Source organism: Uliginosibacterium sediminicola, assembly GCF_039631295.1.
In the GTDB taxonomy this organism is placed as follows: domain Bacteria; phylum Pseudomonadota; class Gammaproteobacteria; order Burkholderiales; family Rhodocyclaceae; genus Viridibacterium; species Viridibacterium sediminicola.
The window spans coordinates 280,702-305,948 of record NZ_JBDIVE010000002.1 but is presented as its reverse complement, the minus strand read 5'-3'; the positions used below and the strand labels follow the sequence as shown (position 1 = coordinate 305,948).

The 25,247-nt window shown below is 59.8% G+C and carries 23 protein-coding genes and 1 CRISPR repeat array; of the genes, 9 read left to right on the top strand and 14 right to left on the bottom strand.

Going from position 1 to position 25,247, the window contains the following annotated elements; all coding sequences use genetic code 11:
• Positions 1–201 precede the first annotated feature (201 nt).
• The 8 genes from ABDB84_RS05200 to ABDB84_RS05165 form a co-directional block, all read right to left on the bottom strand.
• A complete protein-coding gene (locus ABDB84_RS05200; RefSeq protein ID WP_345918631.1) occupies positions 202–516 on the bottom strand; it encodes a hypothetical protein in 315 nt (104 codons plus the stop codon).
• Between the two features lie 232 nt (positions 517–748).
• The gene (locus ABDB84_RS05195) at positions 749–1,270 is read right to left on the bottom strand and encodes a hypothetical protein (RefSeq protein WP_345918630.1); all 522 of its coding nucleotides are present in this window, start codon (positions 1,268–1,270) and stop codon (positions 749–751) included.
• Positions 1,271–1,311: 41 nt separating this feature from the next.
• A complete protein-coding gene (locus tag ABDB84_RS05190) occupies positions 1,312–1,566 on the bottom strand; it encodes a hypothetical protein (protein WP_345918629.1) in 255 nt (84 codons plus the stop codon).
• Positions 1,563–1,880, bottom strand: a complete 318-nt coding sequence (locus ABDB84_RS05185) for a hypothetical protein (protein ID WP_345918628.1) — start codon at positions 1,878–1,880, stop codon at positions 1,563–1,565. Before ABDB84_RS05185 ends, ABDB84_RS05190 begins: the two co-directional genes overlap by 4 nt.
• Before the next feature lie 30 nt (positions 1,881–1,910).
• A complete protein-coding gene (locus tag ABDB84_RS05180; protein ID WP_345918627.1) occupies positions 1,911–2,219 on the bottom strand; it encodes a hypothetical protein in 309 nt (102 codons plus the stop codon).
• A gap of 30 nt (positions 2,220–2,249) precedes the next feature.
• Positions 2,250–4,010 carry a DNA cytosine methyltransferase gene (locus ABDB84_RS05175; protein WP_345918626.1) on the bottom strand — a complete coding sequence of 587 codons (1,761 nt, stop codon included), beginning with the start codon at positions 4,008–4,010 and terminating at the stop codon, positions 2,250–2,252.
• Between the two features lie 40 nt (positions 4,011–4,050).
• Entirely contained in the window at positions 4,051–4,413 is a 363-nt protein-coding gene (locus ABDB84_RS05170; protein WP_345918625.1) for an Lcl C-terminal domain-containing protein, read from the bottom strand.
• Between the two features lie 39 nt (positions 4,414–4,452).
• On the bottom strand, positions 4,453–4,776 hold the full coding sequence (locus tag ABDB84_RS05165) for a hypothetical protein (protein ID WP_345918624.1): 324 nt from the start codon (positions 4,774–4,776) through the stop codon (positions 4,453–4,455).
• Between the two features lie 177 nt (positions 4,777–4,953).
• Between ABDB84_RS05165 and ABDB84_RS05160 the strand changes: the two genes are divergently transcribed.
• The 3 genes from ABDB84_RS05160 to ABDB84_RS05150 are packed head-to-tail and all read left to right on the top strand — an operon-like array spanning position 4,954 to position 13,872.
• Entirely contained in the window at positions 4,954–5,325 is a 372-nt protein-coding gene (locus tag ABDB84_RS05160) for a hypothetical protein (RefSeq protein WP_345918623.1), read from the top strand.
• Complete coding sequence (locus ABDB84_RS05155) at positions 5,318–7,225, top strand: hypothetical protein (protein WP_345918622.1); 1,908 nt, start codon at positions 5,318–5,320, stop codon at positions 7,223–7,225. Before ABDB84_RS05160 ends, ABDB84_RS05155 begins: the two co-directional genes overlap by 8 nt.
• The gene (locus tag ABDB84_RS05150) at positions 7,222–13,872 is read left to right on the top strand and encodes an SNF2-related protein (protein WP_345918621.1); all 6,651 of its coding nucleotides are present in this window, start codon (positions 7,222–7,224) and stop codon (positions 13,870–13,872) included. The genes ABDB84_RS05155 and ABDB84_RS05150 overlap by 4 nt, the downstream gene beginning before the upstream one ends.
• Positions 13,873–13,919: 47 nt before the next feature.
• On the opposite strand, the gene ABDB84_RS05145 is transcribed toward ABDB84_RS05150, so the two are convergent.
• From ABDB84_RS05145 to ABDB84_RS05135, 3 genes are read right to left on the bottom strand one after another with little or no spacing between them, the layout of a single operon-like run.
• A complete protein-coding gene (locus ABDB84_RS05145; RefSeq protein WP_345918620.1) occupies positions 13,920–14,342 on the bottom strand; it encodes a hypothetical protein in 423 nt (140 codons plus the stop codon).
• Positions 14,343–14,387: 45 nt separating this feature from the next.
• The gene (locus ABDB84_RS05140) at positions 14,388–14,645 is read right to left on the bottom strand and encodes a hypothetical protein (protein WP_345918619.1); all 258 of its coding nucleotides are present in this window, start codon (positions 14,643–14,645) and stop codon (positions 14,388–14,390) included.
• Positions 14,638–14,886, bottom strand: a complete 249-nt coding sequence (locus tag ABDB84_RS05135; protein ID WP_345918618.1) for a hypothetical protein — start codon at positions 14,884–14,886, stop codon at positions 14,638–14,640. The genes ABDB84_RS05140 and ABDB84_RS05135 overlap by 8 nt, the downstream gene beginning before the upstream one ends.
• Positions 14,887–15,066: 180 nt before the next feature.
• Here ABDB84_RS05135 and ABDB84_RS05130 point away from each other — a divergent pair, with 180 nt between their 5' ends.
• The 6 genes from ABDB84_RS05130 (at position 15,067) to ABDB84_RS05105 (ending at position 21,217) form a co-directional block, all read left to right on the top strand.
• Positions 15,067–16,659, top strand: a complete 1,593-nt coding sequence (locus ABDB84_RS05130; RefSeq protein ID WP_345918617.1) for a hypothetical protein — start codon at positions 15,067–15,069, stop codon at positions 16,657–16,659.
• Positions 16,656–17,588: a hypothetical protein gene (locus tag ABDB84_RS05125; RefSeq protein WP_345918616.1), complete on the top strand. Its 933-nt coding sequence runs from the start codon at positions 16,656–16,658 to the stop codon at positions 17,586–17,588. Before ABDB84_RS05130 ends, ABDB84_RS05125 begins: the two co-directional genes overlap by 4 nt.
• A gap of 357 nt (positions 17,589–17,945) precedes the next feature.
• Positions 17,946–18,074 carry a hypothetical protein gene (locus tag ABDB84_RS05120; protein ID WP_345918615.1) on the top strand — a complete coding sequence of 43 codons (129 nt, stop codon included), beginning with the start codon at positions 17,946–17,948 and terminating at the stop codon, positions 18,072–18,074.
• Between the two features lie 86 nt (positions 18,075–18,160).
• Positions 18,161–19,846: a VgrG-related protein gene (locus ABDB84_RS05115; RefSeq protein ID WP_345918990.1), complete on the top strand. Its 1,686-nt coding sequence runs from the start codon at positions 18,161–18,163 to the stop codon at positions 19,844–19,846.
• Between the two features lie 43 nt (positions 19,847–19,889).
• Positions 19,890–20,558 (top strand): hypothetical protein, encoded by a 669-nt coding sequence (locus tag ABDB84_RS05110; RefSeq protein WP_345918614.1) that lies wholly within the window; start codon positions 19,890–19,892, stop codon positions 20,556–20,558.
• 386 nt (positions 20,559–20,944) lie between these two features.
• Complete coding sequence (locus ABDB84_RS05105) at positions 20,945–21,217, top strand: hypothetical protein (protein ID WP_345918613.1); 273 nt, start codon at positions 20,945–20,947, stop codon at positions 21,215–21,217.
• A 293-nt stretch (positions 21,218–21,510) separates the two neighbouring features.
• Here ABDB84_RS05105 and ABDB84_RS20055 read toward each other — a convergent pair whose 3' ends face one another.
• The 3 genes from ABDB84_RS20055 to ABDB84_RS05095 form a co-directional block, all read right to left on the bottom strand.
• Positions 21,511–21,711 carry a hypothetical protein gene (locus ABDB84_RS20055; RefSeq protein ID WP_428715071.1) on the bottom strand — a complete coding sequence of 67 codons (201 nt, stop codon included), beginning with the start codon at positions 21,709–21,711 and terminating at the stop codon, positions 21,511–21,513.
• An 85-nt stretch (positions 21,712–21,796) separates the two neighbouring features.
• A CRISPR array of direct repeats spans positions 21,797–22,097; the repeat unit is 37 nt; unit sequence GGTCTCGTCTACCACGCCAACGAGATGGCTATCCAAC.
• Between the two features lie 106 nt (positions 22,098–22,203).
• Positions 22,204–24,102, bottom strand: coding sequence for a hypothetical protein (locus ABDB84_RS05100; RefSeq protein ID WP_345918612.1), 1,899 nt, complete (start codon positions 24,100–24,102; stop codon positions 22,204–22,206).
• Between the two features lie 29 nt (positions 24,103–24,131).
• Positions 24,132–25,247: a UvrB/UvrC motif-containing protein gene (locus ABDB84_RS05095; RefSeq protein ID WP_345918611.1), complete on the bottom strand. Its 1,116-nt coding sequence runs from the start codon at positions 25,245–25,247 to the stop codon at positions 24,132–24,134.

The window sequence follows — 25,247 nt, the reverse complement described above, 5'->3', positions numbered from 1 at the left end:
CGTCCCACTTCCCGGAGGCATGTTCGTAAAGCTCTCCAGGATCAATTGCGCGTCCGCACTCCGAGCAGCTGTGTTCCTTTTTTGCACGGCGCCGCGCTTGTTGATAAAACTCAGCAGGTTCGTAGTCGCAGAAGCAAGCGTTCATTTTCTTTCCTTCGGGCGCCGACGCCCTATCGTTCGATCCAAGGGGCCGGGCTGCTCCTATTGCTGGTGGAGCAGTGTTTGGCGGACTTTCTCCGCAAATTCACGAATCTTCGGCATGAGGTAGGTGTCGCGCACTCGTTCAACCACGCAGCAGTGACCGTTGTGCGTTTCTTCCCAGCGCCGGCAAAAGCTTCCGTACAGGTCAAGCTTCTTGTGGAAGTCGTACAGGTTGCTTTCCAGCGATGCGGAATCGTCCCAGTTGAAATGCCAGTACTTCTCAAGGTCTTGCTGGGTTGCTTGTTGAATGTCGGCGTTGAGGCTTGAAACGAGTCCTTCCAGAACCTTTGCAATTCCTTCCTTTGTCACTTTCATTTCCATCCTCTCCGGGCATCAGCCCTTAGCTCTCAAAATCGATAGGTTTGTTGTCGCGAGCAAGTCGCATCGGAACAACCCCGCCGGGTCGAACGCGGCCGTCAAACTCGGCATCTACAACGACCGCTCCGCACTCTGGGCACCACCGCACCACAGACTGAATATCGTCGTCGTGTCCAGATCTCAAAATCTCTACCAGGGGGTGTTTTATTCGGTCGCACATGGTTTTCTTTCAGGCCCAGATTGCATGAACCGTGGCGACGCATAGCACTTCGCTTTCAGGGTTGCGTAACCTCTCTTCGAGGTAGGTTTTGTTCACTTCGTTTGCCCGCCGAAGCGCCTCAATCTCATCACTGAAAACGATAACGTCATCAGGTCCGGCAATTCGCACTTCAAATGACTCGCTCTCATCAGTCAGCTTTATGGCTTCGGGGTGTTTGGGCTCTGACTGGTCATCGAGCAGCTGTTGCAGCATGTCAATCTGCTCGCGAATTTCATCAGCGGTCGGCGTGGGTGGAAATTTGCGCTCGCGGTGCTCAACCGGATTTGTTGCACCGAGCGCCAGGGCGATCTGGGTGGCCGCCTCAAGTGTTGCGCTGACGCTTGTGTAGCGGTGGTCATAGCTCAGCGTGGCGTAATCAAATGGCTCGCAGCCTTCGTGCTGCAGAACGACTACGCGCTCGCCCATGATTCCGCTTTCAATCCATACCTTTGTCGGCATGACCCTCACCAGTACAGCTTGTTGAATTTCCATCTTTGTTCTCTCTCCAGCTTCTGCTGCTACTTGCGCCGACGTTAGAACTTGTAGGCGGCCCTTGCTTTTATCAGCTCAGGATGCCGGCCGAATTCGCTCATGTTGCGTTCGATGTCGGATATGCTCATCCACAGCCAGCGCTCTGCGCCTCCCTCTTCAGATACCCCCACGCGCGCCGCTTCCTTGCCCCGCAGCGCGCGCACGTCGTTAAACTCGATGAAGCGGAATTCAACCCTGCTGTCCGATTCGGCGGGCGGCGGTGTGTTTGCGGCGTCTGGCCGGGTCTCATTAGTCATGAGTCGAGTTCCATCCTGGCAAATTCGTTGGCGGCAACCAGTTCGGCGCGCTTGTTTTCGATGTGAGCGCGAATCACTGACTCGGCCAGGATCGGACTGACATCGAACAGCTGGTGACCGTTCTCGCCAGAAGGGACGCCCAGAGTCAGCCCGCGCGGCCGCCCAAAGAGGTCAGGCAGTTTCGGCGCGTACTGGTGGTCGCCATTGCGCTCAGCGCGTTCCCGCTCTTTCATCAGATCCGCCAAGAGCTTTTCGCCAGCCTTGATTTCTCGGTGAATGGCATAAATTGCTGCGCAGGTTTCTTGTGTGATCATCGCGATCCTCCGTTGTTGTTTGCCCGGCCACTATTCGGCGAGCGTGACGTTCTCGCAGCGAACCATTGTTGGTGCGTCGGCGCCCAGCGTCAGGCCATCCAGCCCGATCAGTCGCTCTTCAAAATCAACTTGGGCAATCCGGTAGGTGTTGCCCTTGTACGTTCCGGACATGCCGCACTTCCAGTTGATCGAGTCGAATTGCTCATGCGTCATGCCGGTCTCTGACTTGTTCGCTAATGCTCGATACTTGTCCAGCTCCGACAGCGCGGTCGCGATGTCTTTGTGTCCGGCGCACTGGCTTTGCACCCCGGCGCGTAATCTCATCTCCCAGTCATTCATGGCTGTGCGTCGTCCTTTCGTGTGCGGCGCTCATGCCGCAATCCGTTGTTCGTGGCGGAAATTCGCTCTTACAAGTTCTTCTGCTTCTGGCGGCGAAACGCTGTTGCCGCACATCCGCACTTGAGCTGTCGCGGAAAGCTTTATGCGCGGCACGCTGAGCGGGTCTGTCGCCTGTACGCCGTCTTTGAAAAGTAGGGCGGGGTCTGGGATTTCGTCGATGATGTAACGCTCAGGAAATCCTTGGGCGCGGTAGAGTTCGCGCGGCTTGAGCATGCGTAGCGTGATGTCGATCAGCACGTAGTCGCCGACCAGAACTACGTCAGCAGGATCAGGAAAGTGCTCAGGAAGGTAGCGATGCAGCAACGCGGCGCATGCCTGCGCGCGGGCCAGCAATTCCGGCGCCAGGAACCCGGATGGGATGTGTATCACCTGCACCAGCCCCATGCGCGCTTTCGTCGGTAGCGTGTGCATCGGATCGCTGATCTTCTGGTGCTGGCCGCCGCACGAGTAGTATTTGACAAGGTACGCCGTCACTAGGCGCTGCTGGCTGCCGGTGGACGTAACTGTCGACATCGGCTCGCTTAATGCGCGACCGTCGCCGTCGTAGAACCCGCCGTTGGCCTGCTCAAGAAAAGCTGAAACAAGCGCGTGGTGTGTGCCGCCGGCAGAGATGGTCGATAGCGGGTGCTGTACCGGGTGGCCCCCGCGTGATTCATCAGTCCCTCTGAGCGGTGCCATCATCGGGGCAACGATAGAGAAGTGGCCGCCCTTTACTTGAGCGCAGACTGTGCGCAGCGGCGAGTCCGCAGGCATCGTGCGTTGGTTGCTACTGTTGGCGTGCTCGGTGATGAATGGGGTCAGCGTCGGCTGAATCACGGCTCCTTGCGATCCTTGCGCCGTGCATGTCCAGTACGGCTCGTGGATGTTCCGCACGCGAGGCTGTTGTCCCTCTCGCTCGCCGTTTCTGGTGTTGACAATGAACGGTTCTGCGTTCGTCAGTACGTGGCTCCACAGTCCTTTGGCTACGCGCCGCATCGTGTTCTCTGCTAGCGCTTTCTTGCGCCCGAAAATGCTCTCGGCCGGTAGGTCGAAGTCGATGCATTCTGCGGCTGTGCGCCAGGGCTTCATTCGCCGATGAATTACGTCCGTTGATTTCGGATCGCCGTGCGTCGGCTTGGGCCACACGATAGGCAAACCATCGCGCCGGGCGATCAGGAAAAGGCGCTTCCTGATTGTCGGTGCGCCAGAGTTGCAGGCTCTGCGCTCCTTCCATTCCACTGCGTACCCGTGCTGGCGCAGCTGGCGAACGAAGCTCTCAAACGTCTTGCCTTTGCGCTTGGGGTCGGGCCGCGCATTGCCGTCCGCATCAACGACCAGCGGCCCCCAGGAGGTGAATTCTTCGACGTTTTCCAGCATGAGGATACGGGGGCGAGTTAGTGCAACCCAGCGCATGCCGATCCAGGCCAGGCCGCGAATGTGCTTTGACACCGGTGTGCCACCTTTGGCTTTGCTGAAGTGCTTGCAGTCCGGGCTGAGCCAGACAAGGCCGAGCGGTTGATTGCCGGTGACGGCAATGGGGTCGACGTCCCAAACACTCTGCAGTAGATGGCGCGTGTACGGATGGTTTATCGCGTGCATCGCCAGCGCTTCCGGATCATGATTGATCGCGATGTCGACCGGGCGGCCAAGTGCATCTTCAATGCCCGTGCTGGCGCCACCGCCGCCGGCGAAGTTGTCGACGACTAGCTCGTGGCCAAGGTCTAGCTGAAGCGTGTAGTTGTCGCGTTTCATGCTGTATGACTTTGTGTGGGTCTTGTCCAGAGGTGTGCGATTACGCAAAGGGCAGTCTGCGGACGGCACGAGCGCGGAGCGTGTTGGTCTTGTGGTCGTTGCCCTGGGTGCCGCTGGTGAAACCCTGGTACCAGGCGGAACTGTCATCTCTGTGATGTGTTTCGCTGCTCCAGTACCAGTCGCCCTGGAGCTGGTCGCGATGGCGTTCCCACAGCATGGCCTGCTCGACACGCGTAGGCAGGTCGCCGCCAATGCTCTTTGCCCACGCAAGCGCGGCAGCGAAGGTGGCATCGTCGTTGTCGCCTGGCAGCAGGATGATGTGGTGCACGGAACCGTTCTGGTCGCCGATGGCGCCGATGTAGATTTCGCCATCAGAGAGCGGCGGAATTTGAAGTTGTTGCATGGACTTCTCCGGTTTGTGTTTGTGCTACAGGGATGTGCTTTAGTCGCTGTAACCAATGCTCACGATGAGAACTTTGCAGCCGCCGGCTGAGCACATTTCGCGCATGATCTGCGCGGTCGTATTGATGCTCAGATGCGCGCTCAATGTCTTGGATGACAAGCGCGATACGGCATCAATGGCCAGATCGCGACGCGCAAGGATTTCCTGAATTTCGCGCTTGGAACATCCCTGCGGCACGTCAACATGAAAGCTGGCGGCGCTGGCGATTACTGCTCCATGCGGATCAATAAGCACAGCCGTCACTCCTTGCGGTGGTGGTGTTTTGGCGTTGCCATCGTGCGGAGTCGCTGTGTTTTTCTGCATCGCATGTCTCTCGAAAGTCAGTGGACGGAACAATACCCGCAAGTAATGCTTACGGCAATACATATAAGTGATTTTTTTTGAGAGAAGGAGTTTCGAGAGGCAGAAAACGCACCACTGTCGTGTGCTGGCGGCAGGCGAGAATTCAACTCACTGCCCGAAGACCGTTGAGGATGTCGCGTGAATCTGATTGAAAAACTGAAGCTGACAAAAATCCTTGTTCAGACGCGCGCGGAGATAAATTCGCTGGCCGGCGGCGGGCCGCTGGTAGCAGTCAAGCGCATCAAGCTGGCGCGAGTCATCACGACAACACGCATTCAACTGGGGGCGCTGGATGATCCGGCTCCGACGCCGGGTGGCGATCACATTGCGACGCTGCGCGAAATCACTGCAGGGAAGTTCGACGGCGATTCTCTGAGCGCGATGTACGGGCGAATTGCCACGGCTGTGCATGCCCTGAATGATGCCGGCCTGCTGACAGGTGATGCCGAGGATGTCGCAAATGCGGCAATCACGCACTGGGCTGAAGTCGAAGAGCGTACCGATGTTTAATCCGGCGGATGTCGGTCGGCGACTGGCTTTGTGTGCCGACGCGCTCAAGATCCGCGAACGCATTGCGGCGGCCCCGGCCAGCGCTCAGCGTGCGACCCGCATTCTCTGTGGCACGCGACTGGCTGCAATCCGGAAGGCATTGCGCGGGCGCTCGGCCGATCTGTCCGATGTTCTGTTGTCGCCGTCCGGTGGTATGGCGGCGCTGCGTGAGCTGCTTGAGGCGGCCAGGGGCGGCACTGACTATGAGCGATTCGAGGTTGCGGCGCGCGCCCAAGCGATCCACGGTCTGATGCGAGTTTTTCAGGCGGCCGAAAGCAGGGTTGGCATTCAGTCCGAGCTGGATGATGCTGAGCTGCTGAAGATCTGCGCTGAGTGGATTGGAGACGCAGATCCTCTGGTCAACGCCCAGATCGAGCGGGGGGCGTTCGCCGAAGAATTCAAAGCGAGAGCAAAGAGCGCGGCAGAGCAGCCCGAAGCTTTTTCTGTTCAGGTAGATCCTGAATTGCAAGCGACGAACGACGCAATCGCGGCGCGGCTCATGGAGATGCGCCTTGCGGTTCGAGACCAGTACGGCCCCTTGGTGGGCACGAACCTGGAGCTGTGGGCAAGGTACGCGCGCGATGCACAGCAGGGCGACGAGTGGGCGCGTGAATTCTGCGCCGGTGTCCTCGCGGAGGCAGAGGGCCAGGAGTGGGGCGCTCTTTTTGCAGAATATCGGCGCATTGTGCTGGAAGAAAAGATCCCGGCCGAGGACGCCATTCAGGCCCGTCGTGGGAGCGCTGTGGCTGAGGCGAGAGCGCTAAGGGTGGAGGTCGGCAGGCAGGCGATCAATGACTTGCTGGCGGCCTCGTTGATTGCAGAAGACGCTGCAACGGCGTGGGCGAACGCCCAAGAAATTACCCCTACGGCTATCGCTCGTTTGAAAAAGATCGGGTACCCGGCAGATCAGGTGCGCAAGGACATGGCCGAGTTTTACCGGCTGACCGGTGGGCGTCTGATGTCGATTCGAGTGCATTCCAGAGGCGACCGGCGCGCGAACGCGACGAATATCTACAGCCTGGAAGAGGTTGGAACGATCAACCTGGATGGCGACTTCGACAAGAAAACGCTATGGCACGAGCTTGGGCATCACATTGAGGCAGATCCCGTAGCGAAGCTGGCGGCCGGTCGGCTGATTCGGCGCCGCGCAGAGAACGGTGGCCGGTCGTACACGCTGCGCAGCCTGACCGGCAACAAGGCATATCGATCTGATGAGGTTGCGTACAAGGACGGATTTTTTTCGCCCTATGTCGGCAAGGTTTACCAGGACGGCACGACCGAGGTTTTCAGCATGGGCGTGGAGTCTTTTAGTGACCCCGAGCGCCTGGCCAAGCGCATGGCTCAAGACCCCGAAACGCTGGAGTTTGTGGCGGGTTTTCTGAAGGCGCCGCCGAGCCCAATGCTCAAAGCGCTCCTGGCGCTGCGCGAGACCCTGAGAGGCGCGGTCGAGCAGGACAAAGAGCAGGCAGGCGCATCTGTGGATGCGCTCATTGAGCAGCTTGCTGCTGGCGTCTCGATCAGGCAAACCAATGACGACAGCGCCCTCCCTGAGTGGGTTCGCTACAGCGTGCAGCGACATGGATACAAGCTTGTCGGAATGTTCAGCGAGGGGGCGCAGAGCACCTTGCTGCTGAGCGGCTGGGTCAGAAACTGGGACACAAAGCGGCGCGCCGCCGGGCTGATCCTTGCACTGGCCGGCACGAATGAAAGTGGGCGAGTTTTCTTCCAGGTTCTGGACACCTACCCCGGCCGCAACGTCGATTTGGCGAAAGCCGCGTATGCGATTTACACACGGCGCGGCACCGCGCCGAATCAACACCAGATGCAGTCCGAATCCTTCCTGAGCGAGTACGCAAAATGATTACGCCCGAGACCCATGACATTTTTACTGCGAGCACACCGTTTGGTGTGGTGGAAATCGGATTCCCGCTGACAGACACTGACCTGAGAGCCGAGCTGTCCGGCCAGCCTGCGGCCGTCTCTTGCTTTACTGACCTGCTGGGCGCGTGCGAGAACGCAAACGGGGTTCCGGTGTCGCTTCAAAACCTTGACCCGAAAACGCTGATGCTGTGCTGCCAGAAGGACGGAATAACGATCACGGCGCCGGCTGACTATGATGCTGACGAAACGGGGCTGGCCCGTTTTGAGCTGCAAAAAGCACTCGAAGTTGTCGAGACAAACGAACCCATCAATCGCGCTCGTGGCGATGTGGAACAAGCCGATCTTGAAGCGGCTTCTGCAGCCAGCTTTCGCAAAGCAATCGCCGTGCTCGACGGCCGCGCCGTTCTGGATTCTGCCCAGGGCGGCATCCTGCCCGGCCTGCGCATGGCGCTTGGCCTGGCCGTCAGCGCGCTTGCCAAGCTGCCGATCATGGCCGACATCATCAAGGCGCGCGCAGGGGGCAAGACCGAGGAGTTCGGTCTGAAGAAAAGCGGCAAGAAGTACCGCGAGAAAATCAATGCGAAGGTCGGCGCCCTGGTCGAACAGATCGCGGCAGGGCGGAACGTGAAGAGCCTCACGCCTGACGAACTGGCACTGTTCCGGGAGTATTCAGGCAGGGGCGGTCTCACAGACAACAGCCAGAATGAATACTACACGCCGGCGCCGGTTGCGCAGGGCGTGTGGGACTTGTTTGGAGCCATGGGTTTTACCAGTGGCAATGTGTTGGAGCCGTCGACCGGCGCGGGGGTTTTTAGCGCCACGAAGCCGGCCGGCATGGTGATCACCGGTACGGAAATCGACAAGATTTCGGCAACGGTCAATGCAGCGCTTCACCCTGAAGACAGGATCTTGCATCAGCCATTCGAGAAGCTGGCAGTGAGCGCGCCGGATGATTCGTTTGATGCGGTGATCGGCAATGTTCCGTTCGGCACGCGTAACGAAGGCATGCAGTTCGATCCTGAGCACAAGGATGAAAAGCGGATCGAGCGCTACTTTGTATCGCGCGTGATCGACAAGACCAGGCCGGGCGGGTTGATCGCCCTGATTGTGCCGACTGGAATCATTGGCAACAAGGCGGGGCCGTGGTGCAAGTTCAGGGCGATGATCAGCCGCAAGGCAGAGTTTCTTGGCGCGCACAAGCTGCCCAGCAAGACATTCGGCGCGCAGGGTACCGATACCGTGACGGATGTCATCGTGCTTCGCAAGCACCCTGCCGATCTTGCCGGCAAGATCAAGCACTTGCCGGCCCAGACCCTGCAAGTGGCAAATGTGCTGTGGGATGAGTTCATCTCCGGCGGCTATTGGCTAGGCGAAGGCCGCAAGTACATTCACGGGCAGTACATCCCGGCGGACAAGTCGAAGGTTCGCAGCATGGATCAGGTTATCCCTGACGATGGCGCGACGCCCGATACGCTGAAGCGCGCACTGGCGGTGCACTTTGACTCGCGCATCGACTGGAAGATGCTTGACCTGGCCGAGCCTGTCATTCCTGCATACGCAGCTGGCGACCGCCGCGCCATCAATGGGCGCGACATGGAGTTTGACGGGACGCGCTGGAACGAAGTGCAGTACGACGCGCCCGAGGGAGCTATCGACGCGGCCTTGTATGGCGCGGGTACCCTGGACGCCCTGCGGCTGATCACGAATGACCTTGAGGGCATGCTGAGCCTGAGCAGCGCGCAGGCGTTCCGCGTGTTCAAGGACTTCCCGAACCTATTGAACGCTCAGCAGCGCATGGCTGTTGAGTTTGCGCAGTCGCAGCCGCTGGATGCGTGCCGCGAGCAGGCATTCCGAGGGTCGCTGATCGGCTCCATCGTCGCGCGCTACGTCGCACAGAGCAACATCGGCGAATCGGATGACGACCATCGAAAGCATGTGCGGGAGATTGTCGAGCGCGAGTACGCCCTCTTTGGGCATCCGCGCAGCGTCAAGGGCTTCTACCTGGAGGGCGAAGCGGCCCGCTACTTCGGCTCCTACCTGTCCGCAGTCAGTGAGTCTGGCCAGGTCTCCGACCATCTGGCCGGAGGCGTCTCGGAGGCCATTGGCTATGACCCGAAGAACATGCGTTCGGTGGTCGAGTTTCTGGCAAAGGTTAAGCCGGACGGCGTGCTGTCCATTGATACGGTGAAGGCGGTCTACGAAGGCGGCGAAATCAAGTCTCTGGCCGACGTGTGCGGCGTCGATGGGGTAAGCATCACCACCAACGGCGAAATCACGACCAGCGCGAGATATTGCGCCGGCAAGGTCTATGAAAAGGCCGGCGAGTTCATGGCCGCCATGGAGCGCGAGACCGATCCTCGCGTGAAAGCCCAATTCCAGGCGCAGATTGACCTGATGATGAGCAAGGTCAAGAAGACGGGCATCGAGGACATCTCGTTTGGTCTACGGGATCGCTGGATCAAAGCCCGCTACAAGATCGACTTCCTTAATCAGCATGGTTACCAGTTTGTCTATGCGGTGCAGGGCGAAAAGACATCCGCAGATACCGGTGAGACCTATACAGGAACCATTGTCAGCAACGATTCAGACAGCCAGATCGGCGAGTTCAGACTGGTAAGTCGCGCGGAGGCGAACGGCGGATTTGGCCGGCAGCTTGAGCACTACATGCAGGGGCGCTCGATTGGCTTCAACGTCAAAGACAAGGGAGGGGTGTCGGCCGATGAGCGCATCGAAGGCTACCGCGAGCTGGTGAACAATCTCGAAGAGCAGTTCATCATCTTCATGCAGAGCCACGATGATTTCCTTGAAATCGAGCGGACCTACAACGTCACTTTCAACAACTATGTTGCGCCCGAGCGCGACGCGTCAGATCTGGGGCTGAAGGGGGTTTCGGGGCTGGTCAAGGGCCATTGGTATCAGAATCAAGGCGTGCGCCAGCTCTCTGAGGAAGGCGCCGGCATCCTGGGCTTCGACGTGGGCCTGGGCAAGACATACACCGCGATCATGTTCAGCCTTTACGACCGCCAGATGGGGCGATCCAACAAGCACCTGATCGTGGTCCCGAAGGCCGTACTGGCCAACTGGTATCAGGAATCAAAGAAGCTGATCGGCAACCACGATGGCGTGCTGTTTGTGGGCTTTGAGCCCAAGCGCGACAAGTCCGCAGCCATTGTGCAGGAACCGGTGTGGGACGAAAACGGCAATCACAAGAAGAACCCCCACACCGGCGAACTGGAATATCAAGACGTTCTGATCGAGGACATGCCGGAAGAGGTCTTCGCGAAGATGCATAGCATTCCGCAGTCCAACGTAGGGCTGGTCGTGATGACGTATGAGAAATACGCCACGATTCCGATGCGCGAGGAAAATCGCGTGAAGTACGCCGAGAGCTGGGCCGAAAAGTCCATGATGAGCATGGCAGATCTGAAGAAGATCGGCGCGGACGGGAAGGAGGGGCGTTCGTATCAAGAGGCCCAGCAAACCGACCGCCTCAAGGCCGAGTTCTCCGATGATGGAACGCGCAAGAAGGCAGAGCTGCCGTACTTCGAGGACATGGGCTTTGATCGCGTGATCGTTGATGAGTGCCATGCCTTCAAGAACTCATTCACGATGGGGTCCGATTCCGAGCGCCTGGCGTATCTGTCGAACCCGGCTCCGAGTCAGCGCGCCCGCGACATGGCGATGAAAGCCGCCTGGCTGCGTGAGAAGTACGACGGAAAGGGCGTCATCGCACTGACCGCTACCCCCGTTGCTAACAGCCCGATTGAGATTTTCAACATGCTCAGCCTGATCATTGATCAGTCCGAGTTTGAGCGACTAGGGATTTACACGCCGGATGACTTTGTGCGCCAGTTCGGCATGATTCAGTCGGTTGAAAAGGTGCGCGTTTCTGGCGAGGTGGTGACAACCGACGGCCTGGCCGGCTTCAAAAACCTGAACTCGCTGCGCAGCCTGTTCCACCGATTCGCGATCATGAAGAACGCGGATGATGTGGATCCGGACGGCAACGTGCTCAAGCTGCCCGAGGCAGTCGAAATGATGACGCCTGTCACTATGTCGGTCGAGCAGCGCGACCTGTATGCGGCGTTGCGCGAAGAGGCAAAGAAGGCCGGTAACCCGAAGGCGGTGAAGTCCGGCGAGGCACGGCCGATGTTCGCCGTGATCCGCGACATGGATCGTGTGACAACGGACATCGATCTCTACAACCGCACGATGACGTTCATCTTCAAGGCGGCCGACAAGGACAAGCTGGATGCGCTGATCGCCTCTCTGCCCGAAGAGCTCACAGCCCGCGTCACGGATGAGGACACTGGAGAGAAGGCCGACCAGAAGGTGCCGAAGAGGGCCGGCTACGCAGTCAATGGCGACACGATTACCTACATCGCTCATGAGGTGTACGAGGACGCGATTGTCTCGCGCTTCAAGAAGTTCAAGATCGAGTACGCCAGCCATCCGCTCACGCCGAAGTATGCAAAGCTGATCGACAATATGCAGGCCGAGCTGGACAGCAAGGGCAAGCAGATCGTGTTCACGGAAGAGAAAAGCCAGCATGGCAAACTGCTGCGCCTGATCATCAACAACCTGCCGGTGAGCGCCGATCAGGTTGCGATCATCAACGCTGACACAGCTGGCGGCGAGCGCCTGCAGGAAATTTCGGATGCCTACAATCGTGGCGACATCCGCATCATCATCGCCAATAAAAAGGCAGAGGTCGGCGTCAATCTGCAGAAGGGTACGAGCGCGATTCACCACATGACGCTGCCGTGGAATCCGGCCAGCATTCAGCAGCGGAATGGTCGCGGTGTGCGCCAGGGCAACACTTCGGCGCAGGTTCGGGTCTACTACTACCAGGCGCATGGCAGCTTTGATGAATACCGCCTTGATCTGCTGAAGGCGAAAGGCAATTGGATTGCCGCGCTGATGGACAAGAACAACACCAACGACAAGGCCGAAAACAGCGCCGCCATGGGCGCGCTCGAACAGGCGGCGCTGCTGGCCGACAACCGGGAAGAATTTCTCGCGATGGTCAATGCACAGCGCGAGAAGAAGGAAGCGGAAGCCCGCGCCAAGCGCGACAGCGCGGCCAAGGTCAATCTAACCAAGCTCTCAAGCCTGACTTCACGGCTCGCGTCGTTTGATTCCGATCTGGCGGCGGCGAAGAAGAGCGCTCAGGACGCTATCGAGGCCGCCCGGCGCGCGCTGGATAAGGCGAAGGCAGAGGGCGCGGATGCTGAGACCATCGGTCGCCGTGAAATGGCCGTAAAGGGCGCAGAGTTCCGCGCCGCGAAGGTGCCGGCCGAGTGGGAGAAGAAGCGCACCGACATGGAGAGCCAGCGCAAGCAGGCTGCTTCCATGCTCAACGGCATGGCAAGCAAGGGCGAACTTCCGTTTGATGCAGCGATCCTGTCCGCACCGGAGCGTTGCCTTGTGACGACCAGCCGCATGGTTGTCGCTGTCGGCCACTGCTACCAACTGCCGAAGGACAGGCCGGGCGACCGCACGACGGTCGTGCGTGTCACGGCGTTGGATGTGGGCACGCGCACGGTGGATGTTGAGGCGGTGATCGGCTGGGTGAACAGCTACGACGGATTCAAGGCCGACGACCTCTTCACCGAGGGAACGACTGAAGTCAAGGCGACCGACGAAGAGCTGGAAGTGTTGCGCAAGCTGTCCGTGGGCTATCGCTACAACGGCCTGCAGGCGCTGGGTCTCGATTTCTTCAAGGCGCACCGCGCTGAAATCCGGCTTGAAGGTGACTACTACCTGACGCGAAACAGCGACGGGCTGCTTGATGCTTCGTACATGTCCGGCATGCAGGCCGAGACCGTGATCTTCCCTGACCGTGACGACAAGGCGCTTGAGAAGGAGCTGGCCGAGTACCTGAAGGACCAAGAGACTGGACAGTACCGTTCTGGCTTGGGGGCAACACGCTTGGCCTCTATCGGGCAGGCAATCTACGGCCCTGACTGGCGCGATGTGCTGGGCGCACACCTGAACCGCGCCAGCCGCGAGGATCTGACTGCGGTTGCCAGCGCGGCGGTACAAAGTCGCATCGAAGACATGCCGCAGGCAACGGCGGCGGAGCTGGCGGATGTGGTTCGCGCCTGCGGTTCTAGCTTCTACGGTGCCGGCGTGCGGGATGCAGCCAACGGCATCGTGCGGGTATGGATGGAGTCGCAGGGCTACGTCAACATGAGCGAAATTGCCGGGGCTGTGTCGGCCGCCATGACCGCCGCACAAGCGGTGCTGCAGTCGCGCCTTGAGGTCATGAAGGCTGACGAACAGCGCGCGAAGGAAGCCGCGCTGAAGAGCGATCCGAACTACCGCGAGGTCTCGCCTGAATGGGTGCAGAAGTTCGCGGCCATCGGCCTGCAGGCGGTTATCAACAACGAAGATGTGGTCGCCCCAGGCAAGTATGGCGTGAAGACCTATGAGCGTTTCGGCAGCCTGTTTCTGAAGGACCGCAACGCGAAAAATGGGCGCCTGTACGGCACGAAGGAAATCCTCAAGGCGCGCTTCGGCGCCAAGTGGTGCCCGGAGGTGCGTCAGAGTGCAGAAAAGTATGGTGGAACCTGGGTGGTTCCGGCTACAACCGATCTGGAAACGCTCTACAGCATCCTCGCGTGACAAAAAAGGCCCGGCAAGTACCGGGCCTTTTCACGGTGGCGCGTTACTTAGGAGAGCGACGCAGAGAGCGCAGAACGCCCTTCCATCTCATCGTCGATCACAAGGTACTCGATTGTGTCGCCTTCGTCCGTGTCAACGGTGTGCCAGGTGTTCGTGGCCGTCATGTCGTCGGTGGCCCGGTCGTGATACATGAATGCCGCTGCGATGTTTCGCGCTGCGCTACCTGTGGAAACCTGCTCCTCCACGTCTGGGTCAGGTAGCGAGGCGTCCAGATCGCCGGCTTCAACCATCATGCGCTTGAGCGGCCACCAGAAGGGGCCGAACGAGCGATAGATCTGCGGATTTCGACCGACCATGCCGGCAAAGGTCGAGCGCATCTTGCTGACCCACTGACCTTGCGAGGTGAAGGTAGCAGAGCCCGCAGTGACGGTTGCGTCGAGCTGTTCAGGCGTATAGAGGATGATCTTCATGGCTGAGGCCTTTCGTGATTTTTGAAATTATGCGCTGAGGCTGTTTCATTCCTTGTCAGGCTTTGCCGCGATTCCTTCATGTTCGGCTGCGATATACAAGGCTTTTCTGACGCCTGCAACGATTCTGCCGCCGCCGAGCGCCGCTGCAATCCTTCTCTCTTCCGGGCTCAGGTCCAGCTGAGTGGTCCCGGATGTCTTTGTCTTGAGTTTCGCCGGAGATCCTGCGCCTGCGCGCTGGCCGCCGTTGTTCTTGCGCCCATCGACCTTCTCTGTGCTCGCCTTTTCCTTCATAAAATCATCCATCTCCTTTTCTCGGCAAGCATACCCCGCCGCGCTGTCTGGCGGCGTAGATACACAGCTTGGAGAGGTCGTAGCTGCGTCGAGCGGCCATTTGCGCGCGTACGGCGACTGAGTGCGCGCGGCCGTCGCGATATATGCCTGCCCAGCGGTAGAGGTAGGAGGCGTCCAGCTGCAGCCTGATCGCCGCGTCTGAAAGTTCTTGTGGTGTGAGGTTATTGATCCAGTCCGGAATGGTGGCGATCATGATTTGCGCCCTCTGCGTTGTCATATTTAATTGAATTATACAAATCAATTCAGGCTTTGCAAGGGGGTTTGTTTTCTCGGTGCTGGGGGGGGGCTTTTACACGGAAATCGGCCGAAAGAGAGGGGGCAGGCGGCGCATAACATCAGCTAAATCATCGGCTCATGGCGCCTTCATCCACTCATGCCTTCAAACCTCAAATCCCCTGCTGAGCAACAGAAAGCCGGCGTTTTCGCTACGCTCGGGATGAAGGCCAAGCGCTGGTATGCGCAGCATGTCAGCCCAGTGAATGAAATCACCGAAGCCGAGAATTACATGTACGGCGCGGGGGCCACTACGGTATCCGCCGGGCTGCTCGGTTGTGGCAGCAAAGCAGCCAGGCCGCGCATCCAGATTTATCAGAAGCTGCAGGAGATGGAGTCAGACCCGATTGGGTCGGCAGCTATCAAGATCCTGGTCTCGGCCGCGCTCGGTGGCCATGAGACCAGCGGACAGCTTGTTTTCATCGAGCAATCGGCTAAAGCGAAAACCGACAAGCGTTTGCAGAAATTCGCGGCCGAAATCGAGCAGGATCTGGGCGATCTGTTTAATCGCGTCGCATTCCCTGTTGCCTATGTAGGTGCCGCGTTCGGCGACAGCTACGCGAGGGTCTTCTCTGACGCAACAGGCGTGTCCGATCTGGATATCGGCGAGATGTACAGGCCGGCGCTCGTGCAGCCATTTGAGCGCGCATCGCGCACCGTTGGCTATACGGTCTACATCGGCCCGAAGAACGTCGCGCGCCTGGATGCAACGCAGCTCGCGCGCATGAAAATGCCACGCACGCAATGGATTCCTCAGCAAGGCGTCGTCGAGAAAAGCATGCGTATGGCGGTGGAGACCAGCGAAATTGATCAGCTGCCGATCATGCCTAGCATGGTGGGCGGATCGCTGCTGTACCCCGCAGAGGACGCCTACGACAAGCTGAAGGCGACGTTGCTGGGGCTGGTGTCGCAGCGGTGGAAAAACTCTGTCGTCCACCGGATCGTCGGCCTGAATCTGCGCAACATGAACAAGGACCAGCAACGGGTTTTCACCAAGTCCGTGGTCGACATGTACAAGCAGGTGAAGGACGTAATCACCAAGGCGATTGCGAATGGCGAAGCGGTCGCTGAGACGCTTACCAGCGTTCTGCCGATGTGGGACGAGAAGCAGCTCATCACCGGCCTGACGCCTCAAGACCCCACGTCGCAAACCATTTCGGTTGAAGACGTGATGCTTCACGCAAAGATGTTTTCCGGTGCCATCGGCGTCGATATGTCGATGATCGGGTTCGCTGATCAGCTGTCAGGGGGGCTGGGCGAAGGCGGCTTTGTCAGGACATCGACGCAGGTTGCCGAGAATGCCCGGATCATTCGCGTGTCGCTGTCCGAGTTCTTTGACTCGATCATCGATATCCACTGCCTCAAGAAGTACGGGTTCGTTTTTGACAAAAAAGAGCGCCCCTGGAAGATCAATTTCTTCGGCAGCATTTCGGCTCTCGAAGCGGAGCGCCAGCGCACACGCGCAGACGCTACGAATGCGGCGGCGCTGACTGTGCAGGCGATGCAACAGCTCAAGGATCTGGGGGCTGACAAGGCGATCATGACTTCGTTCTTGACCAATCAGATGCACATGGACGAGGAGGAGGCGAAGATCTACGCGAAGCTCGTGGACATGAAGCCGCCGGAAGGCGCTGGTGGCGTTGGGACCGGGGGATTTGGCGGTTCTGGCTTCGGCAATGAAGGTGGCGAGTGAGCTTGTTTAACGACGTATCGGCGCGTCTCGCGTCGGAAGCTACTGCTGCTTCACTGAGCAGCAGTGGCGCGCGCGGAGCGCTGTCGCTGGCGCTCGGCAGCGCTGCCGATGCAGTCGTCAGCACTGTAGGCGGTGGCGTGCTCGGCACCCTCGCGCGAGGCGGCACGACGATGGCGCAGAACGCCATCGCGAATACCGTTGACGGATTTATCCCCCCTGGCTCTTTGGCCGCTCTGGATGTGGGTTCGCGCGCCCTGGGTGATGTGTTGTCGGGGAATTTCTCGGGCGCCGGGCAGCGCCTGATGGAGTCCGGATTCCTAGACGCGGTAGTGCCAGGCCTGCGCGGAATCGCGATTCAGGAGCGCTACTGGAAAACGCCGACGCCTATGTTCGGGGGGCTCACGCCGGCTGAGGCGCGCGCGATGTTCATGGATACCGTGGGCGTGCGAAGAGCGAAAAAGAACCTCTGGATCCTCGAAGTCTCCAGCAATGTGCTGGGGAGTGATCAGCCGGAGTTGCGATTTAATCTGCTGGCCTCCGAGGTCGAGTACGCGCCGAACACGATCACCGGTGACAGGCGCCGCATTGGTGGCGTCGTTAGCGAAGCACTGCAGTCGTCGGAGCCTGTCGAGATGCGGATCACGACATTCGATGACGAGCAGGGGTCGCTCAAGAAGTGGTTTGATGCGCACGCCAAGCGCACCGTGCACCAGGACGGAACCTTTGGCGTCCCGGGCGGCAGCAATGGCTATGCAATCAAAATTAAAATTGTGCACGGGACGAACTCAACGGCGAAGATGGGCGGCGCTTATTACGATGCGGGTTATTTCAGAACAGCCAATGAAGAAATCAGCCTGTCCAGACGAGAAGATGCATTCCAAGAGCTGCAGCTGACCTTTGCCCAGCTCGATACCTTCATGAAGGTTTGACGATGGCCCTGCAGTCAGATGATCTGGGTTTTTTGGTCGGGCAATCTATTCCAGAGCTGCGCCGCACTCCAGCCGACGTGAGAGAGATTCGCGCCGATGTCCGCGCGATCCGAAACGCAGTTGTGAAGCGCGGGCGCGAAGCTGCGCGGCGGCCCGGCGTCTCATCTTCGGTTGCCACTCCTCGCGCTCGTCAGGCGTCATCGGCCGGGGGCGAGCGAGCGCCTGGAGCGGCCCGATCAGCCGCCAACTTGGCGGCCGGGGTCGCAGCTATTGCCGATAAGGCGATTTCGCGCAGGATGGCTGCTGCGCCACGTCGGGCGATGCCGAACGGTTCGCCGGCCACAACACTGCAGCGAGATGCGCGAGGTCGCTTTGTGGCTGGCAGTGGCAGCGGTGGCAGCGGTGGCAGCGGTGGCGGCGGTAGCGGCGGTGGCGGCGGTGGCGGCACGGGCAGGCCTGGCGGCGGCCTGCGTTTTGGGGCGCTGAGTGGCGTGGCAGCCGGGGTTGAGGAAGTAGATCCGACTGCACGAGCGCTTGGTGAAGTCGCTGGGCCAGTCAAGCGCGGCTTGGGCGTGGTGCTCGGGGATCGTCTCGCGTCGGAGTCGAGCTGGTTTCGCAAGATCTTCGGCGAGCTGAGGCTGTTCCGGCGCGATGAAAGTCTCTTCAACAAGGCAGCGAACAAGAGCCTGAAGAACATCGAGGAGCGCCCGTCTGCCGCCGTTCGGTCGGAGGGCGGGCCGCTTGCGAGCCTGCCTGGCGCGCGCATGCTCTCCGGGTTGCCGCTTGTTGGCCGCCTGTTTGGTGGTGGCTCATCGTTGCTCGCGGGTGGGGCTGGCAGGCTCCTGCGGGGCGGAGGTGGGATTCTGCGGCGGCTCCCTCTGCTCGGCGCATTGCTTGCAAGCGTCGGCGCCGGTTTGGATATTGCCGACTCTGAAAACGGTGACTCGCTCACGCGACAACAGAAGAATGCGCGAAACGGCCGGGCCATCGGTGGAGCTTCCGGCACGATTGGTGGCGCCGCGCTCGGGGCCGCCATTGGCACCACCATCCTGCCGGGCGTGGGGACAGCCCTGGGCGCCGTGATTGGCGGCTTTCTGGGCGACCAGGGCGGGCAGATCATCGGCGAAAAGGTCGGCGCAGCATTTGAAGACATCAAGCGCAACATCGAGACGGCGTGGACGGTCGCAGTCGGCGTTTTCGAGGACGTGGGCAAAGAGGTCGGTGAGACATGGAGGAGCGTCACTGCGGCCTTCGATTCTGCGCTCGGCGCCGTGAATCAGTGGATCAAAGACAAGACCGGGATTGATGCTGGAGCTACCTACGAGAATGCTAGGGCGTCCGTAACCGAAACGGCCGGCAGAGCCGCTAACGCCGCCGGCGAGACCGGCAGCAAGGCACTGGACTGGCTCGGCAAGAACACGACGATTGGCAAAGGCATCACTGAAATCAAGCGGCGCTGGGATGAGGCGTGGCAGCTCGGTGACACCAGCAAGCGCTTTGAGTCGGGCAAGGCCGGCGCCGGCGCGGTATCCGGCGGGAAGGGGGATAACGGCGGCGCCAGCTACGGCACATACCAGCTGTCGAGCAAAAAGGGTGTCGTGCAGGACTTCATTTCGCGTTCTGGTTACGCGGCCCAGTTCGCCGGGCTACAGCCGGGTACCCCGGCCTTTGACGCGAAGTGGAAGGAAATCGCGGCCTCTGATCCGGGCTTTGCTGACAAACAGCACGACTACATCAAGGCTACGCACTACGATCCGATGATGGCCAAGCTGAAGGCGTCCGGACTGGATCTGTCTGGGCGCGGATCGGCGGTGCAGGATGCAATCTGGAGCACTGCGGTACAGTTCGGGCCTGGCTCTGATCTGATCAGCAAGGCGCTCGGCAAGAACGCAGCCAGCATGACCGATGCGCAGATCATTGACGCGATCCAGGGCTACAAGCTGGCGAACAACGACAGGCTTTTTGCCAGATCTTCTGAGGCCGTGCGAGCGGGTACCGCACGGCGAGCTGCGAATGAGCGCTCAACCCTTCTCGCGCGCAACGAGCAGGAGATTGCAGCTGCATCCGTTCCTGTCTCGTCATTGCCCCGCTTGCCCCAGGTCTCGGTGGCATCGGACGCGCCGCGCGTGGTCGTGCCGCTGGCGTCGAGCGCGGATGGCAAGGGCGGCCCGGTCGTGGTGGTATCTAACGAGGTTGGGCAAGACTTGTCTGATCGCGGAATTGCGCATGCCGTCACAGGCGGTATTTCTGGCGGCTAAATTGCGGTGTAGGATTGTGATCCCATTTAAATAAAATCAGATCATGAGAAAGCTATTTTCAGTAGTCGGCATATTGCTCATCGCGGTTTTGGCTGTCCTGTACGGCGCTGGAAAAGTCGCCGAAAGACGCGAGGAGGTCAGCGCGCCTGCTCCAGAAAGTATTGCGCAGGCAGTGCCAGCGCCTGTCGAGAAAGTTCCTGCCAGCATGAAAGAGGCGAGGACCGCATACAACTCGAACGATGGCGCCTTCTTGATCGGCTCCCCAAAAACAAAGGCAGACGGCGGGATGTATTTCGTGTATGCCTATCTGGATCGCCCCACCGGGGAGCTAGAGCTGCGCGGCCGGCTGGATTCGGCAGATACCGGGAAGCCCGGAATCGAGTACTTCAGCGCGAAAATACCGGAGCAATTTAAGGCAGCGTTTGCGAATGCCCAGGTCGGTAGCATCATCGGCATTGTGGGGCGCTACGTCGCCAATCAGGAGTACAAGACCGTTTTGGGTCAGGAAAAATTGATGCCCGTTTTCGAGGCAGTCTATTTTGAACTGAACCCCAAAACCCCGCGCCAAGAGCAACTTGAAGAAGAGGCCGAAGCAAGAGAGCGCGATTACCAGCGTCAGATAAAAGAAAAAGAGGACGCGATCAAGGCTGAGCGCTTGAGCCAGCAGTCGGATGCTGCTGGAGCGGCGCAGGATGCGCCGGCTGCTCGATAGCAGGTGCTTCTCACACAGCAGTGAGGCCGTTATTCACGTATGGCTTGCGAAATTACCCTTGTGTATTGACCAAGGGATCTCCTGTGTGTGAATATCGTTCCACACAGAAGGCCTTGACGACGGCTAAATTTTTGAGCTAGCCTGTTATGGCTGTCGAAACAAAGACGGCACGGGTTTGGAAGCCCGTACATCCAAGGCGCATAAGCCGCGCCCGTTGTTACGTCGCGGCTTTTTTGTGTGCGCTCGGCTGTGCCTCAATGGGAGGAGCCGAGTGGGAGGGCGCGAGCCCTGCCGGTTCCTTGGTCCGGTCTTCCAACCCGCTCGGTTCCTCTCGCCCCGTTGGAAGGGGGTGGGCGGATCTTAAATGAAGCCAAGGAGCACACAGCATGTCATCCAAGCCACGTTGCAGCAACGCCCCAACCCTGCAGGCTACTGTCGCCAATATCCACAACTTCTCTGTTGAGGCGCTTGAGCAGATCGCGGCCATTGCTCGAATCACCGAGATTGCAGTCGGTTCGCGCGCGAAGATCGATGCCGAGTCGTTGCGCGCGACAATGCAAGTTATCTGGCGCGATGCCGAGTCGTTGCGCGACTTGATCACTGCGGAAGCGGAGAGCGTGGGTTGTCTGCCGGAAGATGGCCAGGAATCAGGGCTGTGAACATCCGCGCGCGCGAGGATTTGGCTGATCTGGATTAAGATTCGGCGCCCCGCTTGCAGTGTGGGCGGGGCGGCCCGGCGACACTCCCAATCGCGCCCAAGCTATCAAGCCGCTGAGGTGGCTATCTGCCGAAGCACCGCTGACGTGACTACGGCTACGGTCTCGGGAATCAAGCCGCCGAGATGGCTGTTCAATCTATCGCCTGGTGTTCCTTATGCCCCAGCTGCCATGCCGCTGAGGTGGCGTAATCGAGCATGAGTACCCTTGCGGACGACACCCGGCCCCTGTCGCAGTTAATAGGCCACTGCGATGGCTGATGTTTTCATGAAATCATGAAATCGTGAAACCGCTCCAGAAACCACCGCGCCCACACTAGAAAAGTGGTCGGCGGTGCGGCGTCTTGTCTCGCTTGCCAAGCCAACGAGATGGCTTCCCCGCTCCATTAAAGCAAGCATCTTCGCCCCGTCTTCTATGCCGACGAGATGGCTGTTCAACTAGGCGGCCAGCACGGTCAGCAATGCACCAGTCTCGCCTACCACGCCGACGAGATGGCTGTTCAACCGCAGCTAGCAACGTGCAGGTCTCGCCTACCAAGCCGGCGAGATGGCTATCCAACGTCATCGACTACCTGGGGCTGATGAGCGCCGTCTCGCTTACCAAGCCAACGAGATGGCTATCCAACCGGCTGACTGGCTGGGATCGGCGCCAGCCGGTCTCGTCTACCACGCCAACGAGATGGCTATCCAACGAAGGAACAAGACTCCCGCTGGAGTCCCGGGTCTCGTCTACCACGCCAACGAGATGGCTATCCAACCCGTGGCGGCGTCTGTCGTGTTGGCAATCGGTCTCGTCTACCACGCCAACGAGATGGCTATCCAACAGGTGATTGGCAAGTCATTGACTTGTCATTTGAAAGGTGTTTTTTTGCTTGGAAAAAAACGGTTTCAAACAGATAAAAAATCGCCGGAATATCGATTTTTCAAAAATCAGGCCGCACGCACCTCCGCTTCGGCTGTAGTGATCACGGCCGGCGTGCGCAACCCGTTCTTGCGCCCCTCGGCCATCTTGCGTTTTCGCTCTGCCGACTTTTCAAGCTGTTCCTGTTCGAGCTGCCTGGACTTCAGCCAGAAGTCCTCGATCAGATCCTCGCGAGAAGCCGAGACGATCTGCCAGGCCACGGCCGCGCCGTTGAGCTTGCGATCCAGCACGGCGCCGCAATGTGGGCAGTGCAGTTCTTGCATGTTTTCTGAGTTCGGCGAGATACCCGATTCTCCGCAGTGCGCGCACTGAGAGACGGTCGCAGCTGACAGCTCGAAGATCGCGCACTCGTGCTTGGTTGCCGCCCAGCGGATCGCGCTTTCAAGCTCGTACAGCGCGGCCACGACGCGCCCGGAGCGTGCTTTCTTCGAGAACTCGGACTTCTCGCCGGTCTCTTCGTCGACTTTCTTGGCTGCTGCGGCAAGATCCAGCGGTTCAATCACGATTGCGCTATAGCGCTTGGCCAGCTGGGCGGCGAAGTTCCGGTAGAAGTCCTTCCGGCGATTTCGAGCGCGCCGAGCGATGTGAGACGAAGCCTGCCACCGCATTTTGTCCTCTTTTCGCCACGCCTCAAGCCAGTCCGGCAGCTTTTCCACGGCGCGCAGCAGGCCGCACAGTCGGTGCAGGCGGCGGATTGCTACGTGCTGGGCGGGCAGCTTTCTGATCGCTTGCAACTCGGCAGCCGCGCGCTGCGCCATGCCTTCCGGCGTTGAGGCATCGAGTCCTTCGTGGGAGTCGGTCGGCTCGGGAATATCGATTTCGCGAAGCCTTGGAGCGATAGCGTCGCGCGATGCGTCGCGCTCCCCTTGAATCTCGGATGCGCGCTGCAGGTCGGTCTCGATGTCGGGCGGCAGGCTGATAATCCTGGCCTGGCTCGGGTCTGCTGCGTCGGTGACGCCGGCGACGCGGCGCCCATCTACATCAGAGGCCCAGCCAAAGTGCACCGCAGCGAGCGGCTCGCGGTCGTTGCTGACATGCTCGCGCTGCTCTGACTTAACGACCAGCTGCAGTGCCCAGCGCCAATCCTTGCCGATCTGGCGGCGCACCAAGCGCGCCATGCTGATGGTGCTGTCGTCAGGAAGCGCCCGGTGATACTGCCATGTTCCGGTCGCGTAGTTGTCGGCGCTGGCCGCCCCCAGGCGGAACTTGAATTCGCCGTACTTTCGCTTTCCGGCTCCTGACGCGGGGGGCTGCATGCTGAGTTCGAGGTTTGATCCGCTCAGGACAGAGTGAGCGGGCAGGCCGCCTGCTGCGGTGAATTGCAGCGTGAGCGTGTCCTGGTCTTTGGTGTCGCCTGCGCAGAAGCGCGGGCTTTTTCCTAGCGAAAAGGACTTCTTGAACGCGATCAGCGCGTTTTCAAGCACGGTGTTTGCCGTGGCCCAACCTAGACCGTCTGCGACGGCCTCACAACGCAGCTTGTAGGTGTCACACTGGCTGTTACGCCCGATCTTGCTCAGGAAGCGGTCTTGAATTTCCTTTCGGTGCTCCTTGCGTGCTTCGCGCAGGGCTGCGGACAGATCGGCCCAGGCCGCGCGCCGGTCGGCGGCGATCTGTTTCATGGCGGGCTCATCGTCGCGGGCCTTCGCATCAGCGAACGCTGCGCTGAGGGCGTCGACGCGTTCCTGGCTTTGGCGCGCGCCATCGCCGGCGCGCTCGATGACGAACTCGCGCATCTGGTTAACGATCACCCCGATGCGCTCGACTTGCCTGTTGTAAAGGCGCCTGGACAGCGCGATCTGCTGCTGAATTGCGGGCAGTGCATCCTTGTCGACGCGGATGCCGAATTCGTAGACGCGAACATTGCGATTCGTGGGCAGGGCAGGGGCTATGCTTTGGCTGTTGGCCATTGGTTGCTCCGGTTGATTTAGGTTTCGGGTCAGGCAGAAAGGCCTTGGGGGATAAGCCTGTTGGGCGCTCGGTCGTAGCCGTTGCACTCTTCACGCGTGAATCGGCCTGCATCAATGGCGTTCGCGGTATAGCCCTGAAAGCATGGCCGGTGATAGGCCTTCTCGCGTTCATGCCAGACCAGAAAAGTCTGCTTTGATTTCGGGAAGAGGATGTCGCGCAGCACGGCAGCGCGCTCAAAGTTCATCTCCTTCACGGACTTGGCCAGCTCGCTTTCAAGGCGCTTACGGCGGTCGTCTTCGCGTACTCGCTTGCGAGGCATGCCGGGCTTCAGGCTGAAAAACTCGTGGGCGCTCTTATGTGTGTGATCCCGCTTGCCCGGGCCATAGACCGCCATCCACATGCCGTTGATGCCGCCATACACGCGGCCACGGATCAGCCGGCCCTTGCGGTCGCGCCAGTACCGTGTGTCTCCGTGATTCAGGCGAACGCCGTCAGCGTCGGTCTGCTTCCACGACTTCAGGCAGGAATCATCCGGCCAGCCGTCAGGGCCACGGCTGAAACGGTGCGTCCCGCGCTTCTTCTCGTACTCGCTGTCCCAGGAATCATTGAAGTAGGCCAGCGGGTCGGGGTTCGGGCTGCTGATCCTGCTTGGCACGAACTCATAGCCCGCAAACACGTTGTTGCACAGGTAGTCGCGCAGGCGGTTGCGCGTGCGCGTCATTTCCAGACGCAGCACGTAGGGCATCACGCCTTCCTTGTCGCTCTCGTACTTGCCGTCATGATCGGGGCGGGTCGGCGTATTCACCGACTGCCACATTTTGAACTTGATCGCTCGGCCTGAGATTTCCAGCTCGCCTTTCAGGGCGCCTTTGTGGCAATTGCGGCGGCGCTCGGCAGCCCAGCGGGCGACGGTTCCGCCGTAGTGCTGCACGTCATGGGGATCAATCGCGGGCATGCTCACGGTCCAGCCCAGACGGCGAAGCTGCTGCACGATGCGAGCGAAAACATCGCGCTTGAATTCGCGCTCCCATTGATCGGCTCCCTTGATGCCGCCCGCAGCGCGGGCCTCTGCAATGCCTTCCTCCCAGACGCTCAGGCTGGCGTCGTGGAAATTAACGGTTCCGGTTCGCTTGATTTGCGCCAT

Coding starts and splice junctions, on each gene's coding strand:
- ABDB84_RS05130 (WP_345918617.1), top strand. CDS start 15,067: ATGCCTTCAAACCTCAAATCCCCTGCTGAGCAACAGAAAGCCGGCGTT.
- ABDB84_RS05105 (WP_345918613.1), top strand. CDS start 20,945: ATGTCATCCAAGCCACGTTGCAGCAACGCCCCAACCCTGCAGGCTACT.
- ABDB84_RS05165 (WP_345918624.1), bottom strand. CDS start 4,776: ATGCAGAAAAACACAGCGACTCCGCACGATGGCAACGCCAAAACACCA.
- ABDB84_RS05120 (WP_345918615.1), top strand. CDS start 17,946: ATGCGCGAGGTCGCTTTGTGGCTGGCAGTGGCAGCGGTGGCAGCGGTG.
- ABDB84_RS05095 (WP_345918611.1), bottom strand. CDS start 25,247: ATGGCGCAAATCAAGCGAACCGGAACCGTTAATTTCCACGACGCCAGC.
- ABDB84_RS05200 (WP_345918631.1), bottom strand. CDS start 516: ATGAAAGTGACAAAGGAAGGAATTGCAAAGGTTCTGGAAGGACTCGTT.
- ABDB84_RS05195 (WP_345918630.1), bottom strand. CDS start 1,270: ATGGAAATTCAACAAGCTGTACTGGTGAGGGTCATGCCGACAAAGGTA.
- ABDB84_RS05180 (WP_345918627.1), bottom strand. CDS start 2,219: ATGAATGACTGGGAGATGAGATTACGCGCCGGGGTGCAAAGCCAGTGC.
- ABDB84_RS05145 (WP_345918620.1), bottom strand. CDS start 14,342: ATGAAGATCATCCTCTATACGCCTGAACAGCTCGACGCAACCGTCACT.
- ABDB84_RS05110 (WP_345918614.1), top strand. CDS start 19,890: ATGAGAAAGCTATTTTCAGTAGTCGGCATATTGCTCATCGCGGTTTTG.
- ABDB84_RS05170 (WP_345918625.1), bottom strand. CDS start 4,413: ATGCAACAACTTCAAATTCCGCCGCTCTCTGATGGCGAAATCTACATC.
- ABDB84_RS05185 (WP_345918628.1), bottom strand. CDS start 1,880: ATGATCACACAAGAAACCTGCGCAGCAATTTATGCCATTCACCGAGAA.
- ABDB84_RS05140 (WP_345918619.1), bottom strand. CDS start 14,645: ATGGATGATTTTATGAAGGAAAAGGCGAGCACAGAGAAGGTCGATGGG.
- ABDB84_RS05155 (WP_345918622.1), top strand. CDS start 5,318: ATGTTTAATCCGGCGGATGTCGGTCGGCGACTGGCTTTGTGTGCCGAC.
- ABDB84_RS05175 (WP_345918626.1), bottom strand. CDS start 4,010: ATGAAACGCGACAACTACACGCTTCAGCTAGACCTTGGCCACGAGCTA.
- ABDB84_RS05190 (WP_345918629.1), bottom strand. CDS start 1,566: ATGACTAATGAGACCCGGCCAGACGCCGCAAACACACCGCCGCCCGCC.
- ABDB84_RS05135 (WP_345918618.1), bottom strand. CDS start 14,886: ATGATCGCCACCATTCCGGACTGGATCAATAACCTCACACCACAAGAA.
- ABDB84_RS05150 (WP_345918621.1), top strand. CDS start 7,222: ATGATTACGCCCGAGACCCATGACATTTTTACTGCGAGCACACCGTTT.
- ABDB84_RS05100 (WP_345918612.1), bottom strand. CDS start 24,102: ATGGCCAACAGCCAAAGCATAGCCCCTGCCCTGCCCACGAATCGCAAT.